This window comes from Halalkalibacter kiskunsagensis (assembly GCF_037027555.1).
GTDB classification, from domain to species: Bacteria; Bacillota; Bacilli; order Bacillales; family Bacillaceae_D; genus Halalkalibacter; species Halalkalibacter kiskunsagensis.
Genome location: NZ_JAXBLX010000046.1, coordinates 19,002 through 37,341, shown reverse-complemented (window position 1 = coordinate 37,341; position 18,340 = coordinate 19,002). Strand labels below are relative to the sequence as shown.

At 38.3% G+C, this 18,340-nt stretch carries 12 protein-coding genes and 1 pseudogene; 11 read left to right on the top strand and 2 right to left on the bottom strand.

Annotated features, from left to right (window positions below; genetic code table 11):
• From SLH51_RS20095 to SLH51_RS20085, 3 genes and pseudogenes are all read left to right on the top strand, one after another.
• Positions 1-602: pseudogene (locus SLH51_RS20095) on the top strand (hypothetical protein); the annotation flags it as partial.
• 627 nt (positions 603-1,229) lie between these two features.
• Entirely contained in the window at positions 1,230-1,922 is a 693-nt protein-coding gene (locus tag SLH51_RS20090; protein ID WP_335963314.1) for a response regulator transcription factor, read from the top strand.
• 381 nt (positions 1,923-2,303) lie between these two features.
• Complete coding sequence (locus SLH51_RS20085) at positions 2,304-4,838, top strand: putative bifunctional diguanylate cyclase/phosphodiesterase (protein ID WP_335963313.1); 2,535 nt, start codon at positions 2,304-2,306, stop codon at positions 4,836-4,838.
• A 188-nt stretch (positions 4,839-5,026) separates the two neighbouring features.
• Here the strand turns inward: SLH51_RS20085 and SLH51_RS20080 are convergent, their stop codons facing one another.
• Positions 5,027-5,608: a hypothetical protein gene (locus tag SLH51_RS20080; RefSeq protein WP_335963311.1), complete on the bottom strand. Its 582-nt coding sequence runs from the start codon at positions 5,606-5,608 to the stop codon at positions 5,027-5,029.
• Positions 5,609-6,488: 880 nt separating this feature from the next.
• On the opposite strand from SLH51_RS20080, the gene pssA reads away from it, so the two are divergent.
• Positions 6,489-7,181 (top strand): CDP-diacylglycerol--serine O-phosphatidyltransferase, encoded by a 693-nt coding sequence (gene pssA / locus SLH51_RS20075; protein WP_335963309.1) that lies wholly within the window; start codon positions 6,489-6,491, stop codon positions 7,179-7,181.
• A gap of 152 nt (positions 7,182-7,333) precedes the next feature.
• Here the strand turns inward: pssA and SLH51_RS20070 are convergent, their stop codons facing one another.
• The gene (locus SLH51_RS20070; RefSeq protein WP_335963308.1) at positions 7,334-7,549 is read right to left on the bottom strand and encodes a hypothetical protein; all 216 of its coding nucleotides are present in this window, start codon (positions 7,547-7,549) and stop codon (positions 7,334-7,336) included.
• Between the two features lie 1,171 nt (positions 7,550-8,720).
• On the opposite strand from SLH51_RS20070, the gene SLH51_RS20065 reads away from it, so the two are divergent.
• The 7 genes from SLH51_RS20065 (at position 8,721) to SLH51_RS20035 (ending at position 18,315) form a co-directional block, all read left to right on the top strand.
• Complete coding sequence (locus tag SLH51_RS20065; RefSeq protein ID WP_335963306.1) at positions 8,721-9,731, top strand: DUF3231 family protein; 1,011 nt, start codon at positions 8,721-8,723, stop codon at positions 9,729-9,731.
• Between the two features lie 729 nt (positions 9,732-10,460).
• The gene (locus tag SLH51_RS20060) at positions 10,461-11,834 is read left to right on the top strand and encodes an aspartate aminotransferase family protein (protein ID WP_335963305.1); all 1,374 of its coding nucleotides are present in this window, start codon (positions 10,461-10,463) and stop codon (positions 11,832-11,834) included.
• 2 nt (positions 11,835-11,836) lie between these two features.
• Positions 11,837-13,387, top strand: a complete 1,551-nt coding sequence (locus tag SLH51_RS20055) for a pyridoxal phosphate-dependent decarboxylase family protein (RefSeq protein WP_335963304.1) — start codon at positions 11,837-11,839, stop codon at positions 13,385-13,387.
• A 15-nt stretch (positions 13,388-13,402) separates the two neighbouring features.
• The gene (locus tag SLH51_RS20050; protein WP_335963303.1) at positions 13,403-15,229 is read left to right on the top strand and encodes an IucA/IucC family protein; all 1,827 of its coding nucleotides are present in this window, start codon (positions 13,403-13,405) and stop codon (positions 15,227-15,229) included.
• Positions 15,216-15,794: a GNAT family N-acetyltransferase gene (locus tag SLH51_RS20045; RefSeq protein WP_335963302.1), complete on the top strand. Its 579-nt coding sequence runs from the start codon at positions 15,216-15,218 to the stop codon at positions 15,792-15,794. Before SLH51_RS20050 ends, SLH51_RS20045 begins: the two co-directional genes overlap by 14 nt.
• A complete protein-coding gene (locus SLH51_RS20040) occupies positions 15,763-17,127 on the top strand; it encodes a lysine N(6)-hydroxylase/L-ornithine N(5)-oxygenase family protein (protein ID WP_335963301.1) in 1,365 nt (454 codons plus the stop codon). The genes SLH51_RS20045 and SLH51_RS20040 overlap by 32 nt, the downstream gene beginning before the upstream one ends.
• Positions 17,128-18,315 (top strand): MFS transporter, encoded by a 1,188-nt coding sequence (locus tag SLH51_RS20035; protein WP_335963300.1) that lies wholly within the window; start codon positions 17,128-17,130, stop codon positions 18,313-18,315.
• The last annotated feature ends 25 nt before the right edge of the window (positions 18,316-18,340 follow it).

Here is an 18,340-nt window from a genome sequence, read left to right as displayed (position 1 = left end):
AAGTAGAGCCAGTAATCGATGAAATTGCACCAGAAGTAGAAGGAGGAGCGGAAGAAGTAGAGCCAGTAGTCGATGAATTTGCACCAGAAGAAGAAGGAACGGAAGAAGTAGAACCAGTAATCGATGAATTCGTAACAGAAGAAGAAGAAGGAACGGAGGAAGTAGAGCCAGTAATCGATGAAGTTGCACCAGAAGAAGAAGGAACGGAAGAAGTAGAGCCAGTAATCGATGAAGTTGCACCAGAAGAAGAAGGAACGGAAGAAGTAGAGCCAGTAGTCGATGAAGTTGCACCAGAAGAAGAAGGAACGGAAGAAGTAGAGCCAGTAGTCGATGAAATTGCACCAGAAGAAGAAGAAGGAACGGAAGAAGTAGAGCCGATAATCGATGAAGTTGCACCAGAAGAAGAAGAAGGAACGGAGGAAGTAGAGCCAGTAGTCGATGAAGTTGCAACAGAAGAAGAAACCGAAGATGCGGAAGTTGGGCTTGATGCGGACGTACAAACGGATACGACTGTAAAACATGAAAGTACTTTTGATAAGCTAGTTGGCTATTATGATAGAGTTAAGACGGCTTACTCAAACTTTCTATCTTTATTAAAATAGGTTAAGAAGATCGTTAATTATTTGATTTTAAAAATCTATAAATTATAGAACTGAGGGCGATTCATCCCACTTCTTTAGATGTGGGATGAATCGCTTTTTTTTTAGCTCTAATATACTTATAGACAAATCAGCCAACCTAGTGATCCGTATACAAAAGAAGAGGTACTTTTACTCAAAGTTCTGTCTGATATGTAGGTGGCTCTTTGTCCTGTTTTTTCATATTTTACAGGATAGAAATAAGGAGACTAATTACTACGATTGCTCCTATGATCATCAATATTGTCCTTATCATGATTTAGTGTCCTCCCTTTCCTATGGATTAATAAACAATTCCCATAATGAGTCACTTGTAAACAATTTTTATATTAAAAAAACAGCATACTACGAACTATATTGAAACAAGAAACTGAAGAAAAGGTAAGAGAGGTAATAATAAAGGGTTCCTATTCTCAGGGGCAAACCACTTATTTGAGGCTTAAGTCAGTAAGTAGTTGGAAAGAAGTTAGGACTAAGTATCAAACTTATGTCCCTTGTCCCAAACGAATCGTTAGTGCTACGTTGTATAAGTGTAAACGCTTCTTGTATGCAATTCCGCAAGAATACTAGGAATTAAAGGAGAGGTTCTATATGCTTAACGTTCTGGTAGCTGATGATGACGATAATATTAGAGAGATTCTCCTCCATTATTTAAAAAAGCAAAATTTTAACGTGGTGGAAGCGAACAATGGCCGTTCTGCGTTAGATTTTGCAATAGAAAAACAACTAGATTTGATTATTTTAGATATCATGATGCCTGAAATGGATGGTTACGATGTTTGTCGTGAGGTTAGAAGAGTTTCGAATGTCCCAATCATAATGTTAACGGCAAGTGGTGATGAATTTGATCGAGTTCTTGGGTTAGAGTTGGGGGCCGATGATTATATAATCAAACCATTTAGTCCAAGGGAACTTGTCGCCAGGATTAAGGCGATTTTTAGAAGAGTTGACTCTACAAGTAGAAAGAAAGTAAACGAACAAAGCTTCACCTATGATTATGGAGCGGTCAAAATTGATGTTGATCGGAGAGAAGTAATCGTTAAAGGGGAGAAAGTCACACTTAGACCAAAGGAATTTGATTTGTTGGTCCACCTAGCGAAAACTCCTGGTAATGTCTATACGCGTGAAACGTTACTCGAAAATGTTTGGGGATACGACTTTTTTGGTGATATCCGTATTGTCGATGCTCATGTAAAGAAAATAAGGAATAAATTTAAACAAATTGGCTGTGATGTCTTGATGACTGTATGGGGTGTTGGGTATAAATTTGAGATTCATGCTTGATTACAACTAATTGGGTGGTGCCAAGCACCATCCGATTAGAATTTGTCGAGTGTAAGTATTCCCGTATCTCAGGTTATAAATAAATGGAAATTCCAAATCTTTCATTGTACTTTTTCTACCAGAAACACTCAATCATGTGTAGCATGAAACCCCTATCCTTCAGTATGGTAGGTAAGCTATTTCCCCAATTGATAATGTTGAAGAGATGAACCTTTTCGTTGGACAAGTACAGGAACCGTCTATCCTTGTCCAACGAAAAGGTTTTTTTGTACCATTGGTAAATGATGTTTTAACAACAATGACGATGCTATAAGCTAATAGAGACATAGATTGTGCTATAATATTCTAGTTCTAGCTTGTAATGTATGAGGAGGTATCACCTTGTCAATAAAGAAGAAGCTCCCGTTAATTTTTACCTCATTAGTCTTATGTATTTTGATAGCAAATAGTACATTACACTACATGCGATCGAAAGAGAAACTTATAGAATTTAATGAAAGAGAAATAGAATTGATTACCCAGGAAGTATCTCATCAGGTGGAAACCTCCAAAAATGGTACTCAGTTTGTAGAAGATATTATGGCGAGAGAGTTAAGAACGGCTTCAATCGCGATCAGAAACGTCTTGCCTGCAAGACATGAAGACGTAACAAATGAACAATTAGTCGAGCTGGCTGAAGAGCTTATGGTCTCTCATATTACCTTATTCGCTGAAACGGACGATGACATTATCGGGGTGAAATCCTCTGATCCACATCAAATTAATATTTCTACAAAAGAATGGATATTTTGGTATGAGGCATTTCAGCAGCTGTTCGATTTAACTCCTGTTACTGTTGAAGAAGGGTTAGCTCTACCAAATTATTGGTCAGGTCCGATTGAAGTAGCTTCGAGTAATCCTAATCATACCGATAAATGGGGGTATTATTATGATGGAACGACGAATTATATGATCGATCCCTATTTTCGTGATAACCAGGTACTAGAATATGAACAGCGTTTTGGACCAGGGAATGCTATGGAACGTTTCAGGACGATGCTTGATGGTGTTCTTGAGCTGACCGTAATTAATCCGAAAAACTTTGGTCAAGAAACAGAAAAAAGTCATAAAAACGGAAATACCTTTATTCGCATAGCCGATCAACCGATCTGGTATGGAACGTATGATTATGGAAACCAGCCATTCGATGCTCAATTGGTTCAAACCGCTGTGAAAACAGGGGAAACACAGAAATATACGGAAGAAGTAAATGGGGAATTGGTTACAAAGACATTCGTTCCGATTAATACAGACACGCAGGATCCTTATGTGATAGGGGTAACCTATGATTATAGCTTAATTCAGAAAGAGCTTGATAAAGAATTATTGCAGCACCTCGTTTTAGCGATCCCGTTTATCGTGATGGTGTTACTCACAAGTTTTGTTTTCTCCCGTTCGATTACAAGGCCGATCGGTTACATTGTCGAAAAGGTAAACGAGATAGCTCAAGGGAATTTTGGGGGGAATATCGATTTAAAACGAAAAGATGAACTTGGTCACCTCGCTCAAAATGTAAATGCCCTGTCCAAATCATTGCAGAACTATGTGACGGATTTAAAACAGAGCCAGGAAGTGATTCAATTTCAAGCTTATCATGATCCGCTCACAGGGTTACTAAACAGAAGGTATTTTCAAGAAGAGTTAGAGCAGCGAGTGATCAGTGCAAAAGAAACAGGAGAGACCGTTGCTATATTGTATATTGATATCGATCGATTCAAAGACATTAACGACACGTTTGGGCATGCAAAAGGGGATCAATTAATCAATTTCATTTCTGAGCGGTTAAAGAACTGTCTAACGATTGGAAATAGTGTTCTTACAAGACAGGGTGGGGATGAATTTGTTATTTTACTTAGCGAACTTGAAGAAGAAGAAATTAAGGGAATTGCTGATACAATTGTTACAAACATCTACCAGCCGTATTTAATCGATGGAAATGAAGTAACGGTAAGTGCTAGCTGTGGTATAAGCTTGTATCCAAAACATACGGAAAACATAGATACTCTTATGGTATACGCTGATGGAGCAATGTATGCGGCGAAGAAACAGGGCGGCAATAAAGTGCTTCTCTATGATGAGGAAATAAGCAAAGAGAAGAAAAAGAAACTTCGTATCGAAACACGTTTAAGAAAAGCCATTAAAAATGAAGAAATTGAAGTCTATTACCAACCAAAAATAGATGCTCGTACTGATGTAGTGACAGGGATAGAAGCATTGCTTAGATGGACCGATGAGGAACTCGGATTTGTGTCACCAGACATATTTATTTCCGTTGCAGAGGAAACAGGACTCATCCATCCTTTGTGGGAAATTGCGATGAAAGAAGCTTGTTTCCAGGTAAATAAATGGAATGAAAAGCGAGTAGTGCCGTTAAATCTTGCGGTTAACTTTTCAGCCAAACAATTTCAAGACGCTGCTTCCTTAGTCAAACAGGTGAAACAAATGTTATCCAACTGTCATTTAGCGCCGGAAAACTTTGAAATCGAAATTACAGAAAGCACGTTGCTTTTTAATTCGAACGAAACTATAAAAGCATTACAGGATTTACAAGAATATGGGATTTCGATTTCGATTGACGATTTTGGAACAGGGTATTCTTCGTTAAGTTACTTAAAAACTCTACCAATCGATTGTCTCAAAATTGACCGATCATTTATTCTAGATATTAGAGAAGACTATAGCAACTGTGGAATTCCTGAAGCGATCATAAACCTTGCACGTAGCCTCCGGTTACAAGTTATCGCTGAAGGGGTAGAGGAAGAATATCAAAAAGAGTTTTTATTACAGAATCAGTGCTATCATATGCAAGGCTATTTGTTTAGTAAGCCGCTTAACAAACAAGATTTAGAAGGTTTTCTTGACCGAAGAGATGGCTGATTGCAGGGAAGAGGTATGAATCGTTATGTAGTGGTTTTACCTCTATGTGTACAATTAAAATAAGTAAAGGAAACTCGTTATAAAGTGTTGGGGCCTGTCCCCAGCACGGTAGTGAGTTCAATGCAGAGAAAGATTCGGGAGGCACCAGGTACCTCCCGAATCTTTTATAGTTGCTCAAATTCCAAAAATCAAACGAACAATGACTTAACTTTTTTTGTTCCCTGTACGACTAAAGCGATTGACTTAATATGTAGGGGATAACCACGCGTGTTATAAATGGTATCCTCAATATCAATAAGGACAGGTACACATTCGCTCTTTGCTAAAAATGAATTTTCACCAAGTCTCTCAATTCTAAGCTTATACTTTTCAGTTAAAAGGTGATAATGCTTTTTCTCTAAATAAGTAACATAATACTTCACACCATTTTTTTTAGCATACGTGATAGCTAGTTTCAGTAAATCGTATAATACTTTTGTGTTGGTAAACTCGCTTTTTAACCCTATTTTCCTAATTTGATAAGAATGCTCCAAATTTTCTTCAATACGTTTTTCATTGGTTATGTTAATCAGATCGCTACTATTGGAAACATCTTTATCGCATCGAATGAATTCGATTGTACCTATACTTAAGCCTTCTTTATTTTTGATAATAAACGCTTCGGAGTTAGCTCGAAGCTCAGTTATTGGATACTTCTTTTCTCTAGCTATTTGGCTCCATAGAGTCATGAATTCTGCTTTTTTGTTACTGTTATCTACATATACATACATCGTTTATCAGCCTCGCATACTGGAAATTAGATTGTTGAATTATGTAAGTAGTTCATTGTATCTAAAACAATCTAATAAAATATTTTATGATATAAAAATATATAGACTTTGGCTTTTAGAATGGTCATCTGGCATTGACAAATAATACATGATCTCACTATTCTATTGTTCATTGTGCTAAATTGGTTTCAGATGAAAGGAATTATACTTACTTCCTATCTTTTGTACCTTGGTGGCGTTTTCATGATTGGGATCGTGTTTAAATAAACGCTAGAACCAATCGTATCTAGATGAATATTTTTAAAAATTCATAATCTACATGGCTATTCTATTATATGTTCATTTTCTTTCTAGGAAAAGGGTGGTAAATCCTCTTTTTATCACGATTCTTGTCGAAGGAGGGGAGTTTCCTGTTACAATTTTGTTACAAGTCGGAGAATAAGTGATGCTAACAGTAGTCAGAGCCATGGTTGTATGTCTACGCTTATTACAATGGAAAACAACTACTTCACTTGATCTATCCATAATTTCTAAATAGAATTCATCATAGACACTTTGACTCCGTAATCGACTACAATTTCGCAACTGAAAACATTTAAAAAAAGGAATTAAATGTTTTAGGAAGAAAGAGTCTATAACGATAAGCAAGGGGAGACTTTAGATGGACACCTACTTCAGACTTCAGTCAATCACGGTAAGAAATGAAATTTACCATATGAAGCCCAGCAGGTTCAACGCGCACTTACAGAGTACCAACTAGATTAAAGTGATTAGGAGTAATAAAAGAGAGGGTGTAATGTGAAGCGGTTCGTACCAAAGGAAACTATTCTTCTTTAAGCATAAAAAGGTACGTGTAACAAATAAAGAAACGAGGGAAATTATGAAATATTTTAAAACTATACCCAATATGATTACACTAGGAAATCTATATTGTGGTTTTTTATCAATTGGTTTTGCAGCAAATGGACAATTTAATAATGCAGCTATTTTAATTATAATTGGAATGATGTTAGACAGTGTCGATGGGAGACTTGCAAGAATGTTGGGTGTTGAAGGCAATTTCGGCAAAGAATTAGATTCATTGGCCGATATTGTAACGTTTGGAGTAGCCCCTTCCTTTTTAGTTTACTATACACACTTTTATCAGTTTGGGGTATTAGGGTTTGTCGTTGCGGGATTATTTCCTTTGTTTGGTGCTTATCGTTTAGCTAGATTTAACATTTCACCTACTAAATCTTCATTAAATTATTTTGTTGGAGTACCTATTACAGCTGCTGGTGGAATTTTAGCGTTATTAACGTTATTCGGGGGGAGAATACCTAGTATTGTAACAACAGTTATTTTCACGGCAATGTGTTTTTTAATGGTTAGCAAAATCAGAATTCCGAGCCTTAAAGAATTCCCTCTCCCTAAATATGGAATCATCGTTAGTCTCTTCCTTGGAGCGGTATTTTTTGTCACGTTAAAAGGATATTATGGACAATTTCCTTATCTAATTTATATTGCAATACCCATTTATATTGCTTATTTAGCCTATAGGTTTGTGAAAGTTAAAGGAAAAAAAAACTCTTGAATGCTTGTACGGTTGACCCGCGGTACAAAAGATAGTGGTAATTAATGGGAGGTGCCAGGCACCTCCCTAATTTATGAAATACCCTTTTTCTACGATAGATGATTTGAAGGAAAAGAAGAAAATATAAATAAAACCCTTTCGGATACCTTTATTCAAAAACCTCTAATTGATGTTGATTTTGCTCGACCAGCTTGACTAATTGTAATGCTTGTAACCAACCTCATGTTAATTGCTGTTTCCTTATCCTCTGAGATATACCAGTCTGACCGTGTTAATTGATCAAGGACTTGCTCTCTACTTTCACCTGTTATTTCAAGAGTTCCGGCATTGCTTTTCTCAAAAACAATTCTAACTTTAAAATTTTCCACCTCATCACCTCCGCCCTGTCTATTAGTATAATCGCCGCATAGAGGGATAAGACCTAATAAATAAGTATGATAATTTTTTTGTGATTTTAAGAATAAGTCCTTGTGCCAGAGTCTTGGAAGTATTGATATCGGACTTTACCTCAGTGAGGACCAGGCACATTTTTAAAGGCGCATTTGAAATATATGTTTTATGTAACATTACCTAACAAAAGTCCGGACAACCCTGTTTAAGCTTGTTATGATAAAGACAACAAAAAGAGATCAACATTTCAGGAGGGAATCCAAATGACAAACTCGAAACTTAAAAATCCAGGAATCTTTGCTTTAATTGCTCTTACATTTACAGTGTTTTTTCAATAATAGATAGGGAGAGTTGGCGGAGGCTGCCGACTCTCTTTTTTTTTGTTACTTAAGAGAAAATTTGTCTAAATATATAGTGACTTGAAAATACATTATCTATACCTATGGAAGAAGAGAAGGGTATCAGGATTTTTGATATTGAGATGATAAATAGCATATTTAATACTTGTAGTGGGGTGAAGTAGATGGTGACAAATAAAGCGATGATACACTAACAAAAGGAAATAAAGTGAGAGCGGGTAGCGAGTTGCTATCTGCTCTCGCTTTTACATAAGTGTGGTAATAAAAGAAATTTGTCGTATCATGTATTTCCCGTGAAATAATGATGATAGCTATGACAAGGGGAGCGACAAAAAAACATTGACGGATTCGTAAATTGGGGTCTAAGCATGCCGGTGAAAACGATCATAAATAAAAAGGATCGTCGGTTATGAAAACAAAAGTTTGGAAAGTATGTCCAAAATTTTGAGCAAAATGGCTATGAGTTTTTAAAAAGTGAGCGGCGGTGTATCTTTGTTTAAACTGACACCGAAGTGCCTATATCGTCACGCGATACGGGGAAGCTTCTAGACGTCACAGCTGAAGTTCTTGTGTATCGATATAGAGAAAGGAGAGCAGGTTCAACGAAACACTTATAGCGCTACCCGATACATATGACTATTTATCATGAAAAGGGTAATCAGCTCTTTTTTTATATTTCGATCGCTAGGCGATATGAAACATGGTCCTGTTGTTATTAATAGAAAAAAACAGAATAGTTACAGATAACGAGGTCAAACTAAAGTAAAGTAACTTTAGGGAGGAACGTTTTATGCCTGAGAAACCTGCAATTACATCATCAGAACTAGGTACGTTATGGCTTACATATCAACAAAAAACAATGATTTTACGAATGTTAGAATATTTTATAGAGAAAGCCGATGACGAAAAAGCCAAGGGTATTATGACAAATTTATATGAAGAAATTGACCTTTGTGTTAGTAAGATAACAGAAACATTACAAAATGAGGGTGCTGCAATACCAGTTGGGTATACATCTCAAGACGTTAACAAAGATGTGCCAAAGTTATATGATAATGGTTTCGACATAATGTTTGTTCGTCTACTAAAAGAAATTAGTATGGCATTGCATTCATTAAATATAACGATGGCATACCGAGAAGATATTGTAATGATTTTTACTGAACTTACTGCCATTACTCAAAAATATTACAATCTTTGTACTCAATATTTGCTTGAAAAAGGGATGATTCCTAGGTCACCATATGTTTCAATGCCACAATCGGTTGAGTTTATTAAAGATACAAACTATTTAGGCGGACTTGCCATTAATCCATTTAGTGAAAAGAGGACATTAAATACGGTAGAAGTTGCTCATCTTCATCATACAAATGAAACAAATATTGTTGGGATGCAGATGATTACAGGTTTTGCTCAATGTGCAAACAAAAGAGAAGTAAAAAGCTTCTTTAATGAAGGAGCAGAACTTGCTAAAAGTATTGTAAAGGAATTAAGCGAAACCTTACTACAAAGTGGTGTACCAACCCCTGAACCATCGGGGGGGCATGCAACCCGTTCAACGGTGGCCCCATTTTCTGATAAATTGATGATGTATTGCACAAGTCTTTTTTGTAGTTTCGCTTTGGGGGGCAGCTCATTAGGAACTGCTTTTAGTTTGCGAAATGATTTACCGGCAAAAATGTTTATTTTTATGAAAGATACCTTTGAATATGCCCATAAAGGTGCAAAAATAATGATTAAAAATGGTTGGATGGAAGAGCCACCACAGATGGAAGAACGAAAACAAATAATTAATAAATAAAAGTACTAAACACTTGTGCTGAGAATTTTCACCACAAGTTTTTTTCATAATACAAACGGTTGCTTGAGTACAAGAAGAAGACTTAAATCCATTTGAAAGTTCTGGTTCGATGTGAACGTGGCTAAAACAGGAAAGATCTTCTTACTTATCTGACATAGTAGTTACTTAAAGTGGATGCAATGGACTAGTACTCTGGTTCTGCTCCTCAAAGAACAAGATAAAAGTAACCATTCAGCGCCCGATCAAAGGGTAGGAAGGAGGTTACTTTCTCTTTGATAATTTATTTAATATATTGTCAGCAGCTCTTTAAGCGACATAGGTACATAGACCGAGTGTTAACCGCACTTGGTCTTTTTTATTTTTATATTGGGGTATTTTAATAGATGATTCATTTTCATTTTCATTAGCTTTAATCTATAAGGACTGTTCGAATACTGGCAAAAACCACCATTTATCAATAATTCCATATCTAAAATAGAGCAATTTCTTTCTAAATTAAGTACTAATTTAATCATAACATAGCTTTTTTAGAGTCCGTAAGGGGCATAAGAATATCAAACAGGACGAAAAGACTAAATTTCAAATATACAATTGACAATGATTATCACTTTTAATAAGATGCATACAGTGGTAATTAAATGATATTGATTATCAGTATCGATCGTTTTGTTGCTAAAAGCCGCAAAGTGATTTGAGATAAGATTTTTAAACAAGAAAGTGGGGATCCAAATGCAGGGCAATTTGAAAAATGAACAATATCTTGATTCCCAAGCTAAGCGTGAGTCAAATGCTCGTTCTTATCCACGTCGTATTCCAATTGCAATTCGTGAAGCAAATGGAATTTACGTAAAAGATGTGGAAGGGAAAGTGTTTATCGACTGCTTAGGTGGTGCTGGAACATTAGCGCTAGGACACAATCATCCTGTTGTCATAGAAGCGATTAAGAGAGTGTTGGATGATAAGCTGCCATTACATACATTAGATTTAACAACACCGGTAAAAGAAGAGTTTGTGGAAGAATTGTTTACTAGTTTGCCAGAAAAATTTGCTAAAAATGCTCGAATCCAATTTTGTGGTCCATCTGGGTCAGATGCTGTAGAAGCAGCCTTGAAGTTAGTGAAAACGGCAACGGGCAATAGAAGCATGTTGGCTTTTCAAGGTGGTTATCACGGAATGACCCATGGTTCTCTTAGCTTGATGGGGAATTTGGGACCGAAGAAACAGATCCCTGGTTTAATGCCTGATGTACATTTTCTGCCGTTTCCATATGATTATCGCTGCCCGTTTGGCATCGGTGGAAAGGAAGGGGTAGAAATAGGTCAAACGTATATTGAACAGCTTTTACATGATCCTGAGGGCGGCATTGTTCCTCCAGCAGGAATGATTATGGAAATTGTTCAAGGCGAAGGTGGAGCGATTCCAGCACCAGATAGTTGGGTGCGGGAAATAAGAAGAATGACAAAGGCAAAAGGGATCCCTCTTATTATCGATGAAATTCAAACAGGCTTAGGAAGAACAGGAAAGTTATTTGCATTCGAGCATGCAGGAATTACACCAGATGTAGTCGTTCTCTCAAAAGCAATTGGCGGTTCGCTTCCTTTAGCTGTTGTCGTCTATCATGAAGATTTAGATAAGTGGAACCCTGGTGCACATGCTGGAACGTTCCGTGGCAATCAGATGGCCTTTGCAGCCGGAACAGCAACGATTAAATTTGTGAAAGAAAATGGTTTAGCCGCGCATGCAGAAGAAATCGGTTCTCGTTTACTGTCACAGTTACATGATATTCAAGCGCAAACACATTGCATTGGGGAAGTAAGAGGCCGTGGGCTGATGATCGGGGTTGAAATTGTTGATAAACAACATGCTTTAAACAAACTAGGACAAAATGAGCCAGCTCATCCGGAATTAGCGAATCGCATCCAGCAAGAGTGTTTCAAGCGTGGATTAATTATTGAGCTTGGTGGTCGTCATAGTAGTGTCGTTCGCTTCTTGCCACCTTTGATCATTACAGCTGAAGAAATCGATACCGTTAGTGAAATCTTTTTAGAAGCCGTTAAGCAAGCGGAAGCGTCAATGAAAGGGCGCTTAACTCAGGAGGTGTAAGGATGGCAATGAATCAAGTAGGTCTATTAGAAAGGGCTGGGGAACAATCAATAACGAAACAAAGGTTTGATCGTTTCTTTTTACATAGCAAAGAGGAAAGCATCGACTACTATGCTAAAGCAATGAAGTGGGCGCAAGAGGGTTTCGTTGATCAGTTTTCTAGTAATGACAAGCCATACAGTGGCTTGCCGCATGAAGATTTCACGAAGCTTTTTAATCAAACGTTTAATGAAATTTTACCTGAGAATGAATCATCCGTTGAAACGTTATTCAAAAACATTGGGGAAATAATCTTGAAGCATTCGATTGTTGTCTCTAACCCAACATGCCTTGCCCATCTTCATTGTCCGCCTTTAAGTGCTGCTCTTGCTGCTGAAGTGATGATCAGTGGAACGAATCAATCAATGGATTCATGGGATCAAAGTGCCTCGGCTACAGTTGTTGAAGAAAAAATGGTTCGCTGGTTAAGTAATCTATATTTAAAAAGCAACCGAGCAGACGGTGTCTTTACAAGCGGGGGGACACAATCTAATTTCATGGGATTGCTTCTCGCTCGGGATCGCTACTTAAAAAAACAGTTGAATTGGGATGCACAAAAGGACGGATTACCGGTAGAGGCTAGTAAACTAAGAATTTTCTGCTCCAAGGATGCACACTTTACCGTTCGTCAGTCTGCTTTTTTACTTGGATTAGGGGAGCAGGCCGTCATTTCCGTGGAGACTGATAGCGAGCATCGAATGTGCGTAAACGATTTAGATCGTTGTGTAAAAGAAGCAACCGAACAGGGCTTACTCCCATTTGCCATCGTGGCAACAGCAGGCACAACAGACTTCGGCAGTATCGATCCTCTAGCTGAGGTAGCCAAACGAGCTAATCACTATCAAATGTGGTTTCACGTTGATGCTGCTTATGGAGGTGCACTTATGCTCAGTGAGCGTCACAAACATAAACTAACCGGAATTGATCTCGCTGACTCGCTAACCGTCGATTTTCACAAGTTATTTTATCAACCGATAAGTTGCGGCGCTTTTCTCGTAAAGGACCGATCGAACTTTGATTTTATCAAACTAAATGCGGATTATTTAAACCCTGAGGACGATGAGGAGACTGGCATTCCAAACTTAGTAACGAAGTCGATTCAAACGACGAGACGCTTTGATGCATTAAAGCTGTTTGTCTCTTTCCATGCTCTTGGTCGAAAAACGTTTGCTGACATGATTGATTATACGATCAGTCTAGCTCGAGACACGGCAACGGTGATTGAAGAGGAACCTGATTTTGAGCTATTGAACGAACCTGAAATCAATGCCGTTGTTTTTCGGTACCGACCTCAAGGAATCGAGAGATCAAACGATTCGGAATGGCTGAATCGATTAAACGGATTGATTCGTACCAAACTTTTGGAACAAGGACACTCCGTTTTGGCACGAACCCGAGTTAATAAATCTGTTTACTTGAAATTAACGCTGTTAAATCCTCGTACAACGATAGAGGATATTCAATCGATCGTAAGCCAAATGAAACATTTGGTTCAAATAGAAGCTCATATATAGGAGAGGATGGATGAAATGAATTATAAACAGATTGCCGAACAAGCAACGATGCAAAGCTTCTTAAATTGCTATATAAGAGAAACAGAAAATTATAAGCTGATCGAAATGAAGAATGCAACTCATGCCTTAACTAGCAGACTAGTAGATCGTCAGGAAGTAAAACAAATCATTGATTGCGAATTACCAACCCAAGGAACTCACTTGTATATTCCACTAAAATATTGGTCGATTACAGGGCGACATATTTTTTCTTTTCCAATCTACTATTCTCTTTCATTTGACAGCAATCAACTGGTTGAACTTGATTATGTAAAGCTAACAAGATTAATCATCAGAGAGTTGAATGTGAAAGCAGGGGATGCAGATAGTGAAAATCAAGACGAATTGCTGATGCGAGTCATTTTAAGTTGCCAAAATATCGAACAATTTATTCAAGCGCGCGATCAAGATCGTCTCTATGATCCTGATATGAGTTTCATTGAAGCAGAGCAAGCATTACTATTTGGTCACTTATTACACCCAACACCGAAGAGCCGTCAGGGCATATCCGATAAGGATGCTCCTACTTATTCACCAGAGCTGAAAGGACAGTTCAAATTACATTATTTCCGTGTTCATACGTCAATCATTAAGCATGGATCAGCCTTAGAAGATACAGCCATTCAGCTTGTAAAAGAACGATTACTAGAAGATCCTCACGTAACAAGTGAATTCAAAAGAAAGTATTGTCAAGCAGATGAGTATGCCTTACTGCCGACTCACCCGTGGCAGGCTGAATTTCTCATGCGGAAACCAAAGGTTCAAACGTTGATCGAGCAAGGATTAATTGAGAATGTTGGAAAAGTGGGACGTGCTTTTTATCCGACTTCATCTGTTCGGACCGTGTATCATCCAGAAGAAACGTATATGTTGAAGTTTTCGTTAAACGTGAAAATCACAAATTCTGTTCGTGTTAATAAGAACATGGAGCTTGAAAGAGGGGTAGAGGTGAAGAGATTGCTTGATGGAAAGATCGGTGAGGATTTGAGAAACGCTCACCCCAATTTCGAACTTATATGTGATCCCGCTTTTATGACTGTAAACATTGAGGGGGAACAAGAATCAGGCTTTGAGGTGATTTTAAGGGAAAACCCATTTTTCTTACATCATGGACAGAATGCTACTCCAATTGCTGCGCTATGTCAGGACTCGATTGATGGACAGACGTCAAGATTAGCAGAAATCATTAAACAATTAGCGGAAAAGGAAGGGCGATCAACGGAAGAAGTAAGCGTCGATTGGTTCCGTCGCTACCTCGATCGATCATTGAAGCCGATTATGTGGCTTTACTTCACCTATGGGATTGCGCTTGAGGCACATCAACAAAATAGTGTGATTCAGTTACAAGACGGGTATCCTGATCGGTTCTTCTATCGAGATAATCAAGGTTACTATTTTTGCGAGTCTTATCATGAGCAGCTTAATCAACTGTTACCAGGGATTAGCGAGAAAAGTAACACCGTTTGTTCAGATGAGATTGCCGATGAGCGGTTACGCTACTATTTTTATTATAATCATTTGCTGGGCTTAGTAAACGCGTTTGGTGTAGGCAACCTCATTAATGAAAGGAAGCTACTCGTGGAGATCAAGAAAGTATTAGAACAAATTGAAATCCCAGCGGAAAGTTCATCGCAGCTTATTACGAGCTTACTAACCTATGAAAAGCTTCCGTGCAAGGCAAACTTACTAACTCGTTTTCATGACATGGATGAGCTGACGGGTTCACTTGAAACGCAATCGGTGTACGTTGATATCGATAATCCTTTAGCAAGCAAGGAGTTGGTTACGAGTGAAGCTTATTGATGAAGAGACTGGATATGAGATCTCATTCCGACAAGTCAAGCTAGAGGAAGATCTGGAGCGTTTACATCATTGGCATCATCAGGCTCATGTCATTCCATTTTGGAAGCAAAACTTTTCTCTTCCTGACTATAAGGCGCATTTGCAAAAGTTATTAGATGATCGTCATCAGACTTTGTATATTGGTTATGTCAACGGTGAACCGATGAGCTATTGGGAATGCTACTGGGCCAAAGATGATATTCTTGCTGATTACTATGAGGTTGACGATGAAGACCAAGGGATTCACCTGTTTTTTGGCCCTGAAAAGTTTTTAGGGAAAGGATTAGCGTTGCCATTCTTGCGGACGATGACGGCCTTTTTGTTTCAGCATAAGGCGACGAGTAAAATTGTCGCTGAGCCGGATATTCGTAATGAAAAGATGATTCATATTTTTGAAAAATGCGGATTTGAACCACAAAAGGAAATCGAGCTGCCTGACAAACGAGGATTGCTGATGTTTTGTGAGCGTACAAGCTTTTTTAGGAGGTGGAAGGATGTCAACTTCAGTGAACAACAGCATGTATGATGTCATTGGTGTTGGGATTGGTCCTTTTAATCTCGGCTTAGCGGCGTTAACGGAAGAGAGCACGGAAGTAAAGTCGCTATTTTTTGAACAGAAGCCTCATTTTGAGTGGCATGGGGGGCTTCTTATTGAGGAAACGACCCTGCAAGTCCCGTTTTTCGCGGATATTGTCACGATGGCTAATCCGAAGAGCCGGTTCAGTTTTCTCAATTATTTACATGAGCACGAACGGTTGTATAAGTTCTATTTTCTTGAACGGTTTCACATTCCAAGAAGGGAGTACAACCATTATTGCAAGTGGGTTTCAGAAGAGGTGACAAACTGCTGCTTTGGCAAAAAAGTGACAACGATTCAGTGGCAAACGGATTTCTCTGAAGTGAGCTGGTTTGAAGGCGAACTAGACAGTCGTAACGGGTACTTTAAAGTCGAAACCGAGGACATGGAAACAGGCGAAGTCCACTACTATTATTCTCGTCATCTCGCAATTGGGATTGGCAGTACTCCTTCTATTCCAGATAGCATGTCTGGTCACGCAAGAGAAAATCTGTTTCATTCAGCTGAATTTTTACAAAATCGCGAGCGATTACGTCAGGCAGAGTCCATTACGGTTGTCGGTTCAGGGCAAAGTGCGGCCGAAGTTTTTCTTGAACTGTTAAAGGAGCAGCACTTGAATCACTATCAATTGGACTGGTTTACCCGGTCAAAAGGTTTCTTTCCAATGGAATACTCAAAGCTTGGTTTGGAGCATTTTTCACCGGATTATACCGATTATTTCTATCGATTACCACAGGAAAAAAAGGATGAGCAGCTACCGAAACAGGACTTGCTTTATAAAGGAATTAGCGCTGCGACGATTGCCGATATATATGATGCCCTCTATGAATATTCTGTCGGAGGAAAGACTCCTCCTGTGCGTTTGCTTGCGAAAACAGAAGTAGCAGATGTGAAGGAAATTGACAAAGGCGGAAATACGAAGTATCAGTTGCGATGCAGCCAATGGGAGCAGGGGCAAACCTTTACACATGAAAGTGAGGTTGTCGTAGCAGCTACAGGTTATCAACATTCTATTCCGAAGTTTCTAACTGATCTGCACTCGCTTATTCGCTGGGATGAAAAAGGCAGGTATATCGTAGAGGAAAATTATCAGCTTACGCTTAACGAAGATATTGCCAATAAAATTTTTATTCAAAATGGGGAAATGCATACCCATGGAGTCGGGGCACCAGATTTGGGACTGGGCGCTTACCGGAATTCGATCATCATTAATCAACTCGCGAATCGGGACGTATATCCTGTTTCAAAGCGTAATGTGTTTCAGCAATTTGGAGTTTCATAAATGACTTCTTTCAAAGTGACCCAGACAGTGTTATTTTTCTTGATTTTCTATTTCGTGTATACAGATGTGGCACTGTCGCCTTTTTATCCTCAGTTTTTCGATAAGGTATTTGGAATTACCGATTTGGGATATACGGCTTTTTACATTTTTATCGCTCGTTTAACGGTTGTCATTGCCGTTCCGATTTGGGGGCTTATTTCTAAATACTTTGAAGTAAAGCACTTATTGTATGTTGGACAATGGATGTCGGCTGTCATGTTAGTTGGAATGGCAGCAGCACAAGATGTACAGCAATTTTTATCGTTTACAGTTTTACTATTAATCGGAAAAAGCAGCTTTTTTCTCATTTATCCTTTGCTGATTGAGCTAAACGGAGAGGGGAAACGATCTCGGGTTGTTGGAACGTACCATATACTCTTTCACGGAGCAATCATCTTAGGGACGTTATCAGGGGCATGGATCATCAAACTTGAAGATCCGCTGCTCTTATTTTACGGGTTAGCTGTAATAGAAGTCGTCATTTGGCTTATTTGTTGTGTCACCTTTAAAAAGCTATTATCAAGGAAAAAAACGGTACCTACTAAATATGTGGTTCAGTCAGAAAAAAAGCAATTCCGCTTTTTAGTGACAATCGGCCTTGTTATTTTTGCCTTTCATACAGCAAATAATATGATCCGTCCTTACTTTGCAACGTATACCATTACTGATTTTCAGCTTTCGTTCGTGGAGAGTAGTATCTTATTTATGATTCCGAGTGTGATGGCGATCATTGCTTATCCAACTATTCGAAAAATCTGTTCGCCAGAGAGGTTGTCATTTGTTTTTGCGTTTGCTCTAGGCGTCTTAGCTATAAGTCTTATGTTACAAGGAATGACTAGTAGTTTACTTGTCTTATGTATTGGAAGAGTTTTTTACGGTTTCTTTCTTGCGATTGCACAATCTGCACTCGAACTTTACCTATTTAATAATAGTACCAATCAGTTACATGTTAATTATACGATTGCATCATCGTTTCAAAATGGTGGTTTGCTCGTCGCGCCATTGCTCGCGTCAACGTCAGTTAGTTCATATAACTTAGCAACGCCTTTCGTTTTTGCTGGAGTCATTTGTTTGCTTACACTGATTACAGCACGCCTACTGATTTTTAACAATCGAAAGCCGCTCGTTCAGAAAACAGATGCTGCGTAAAAATAATGAAAATATAGGAGAGTGA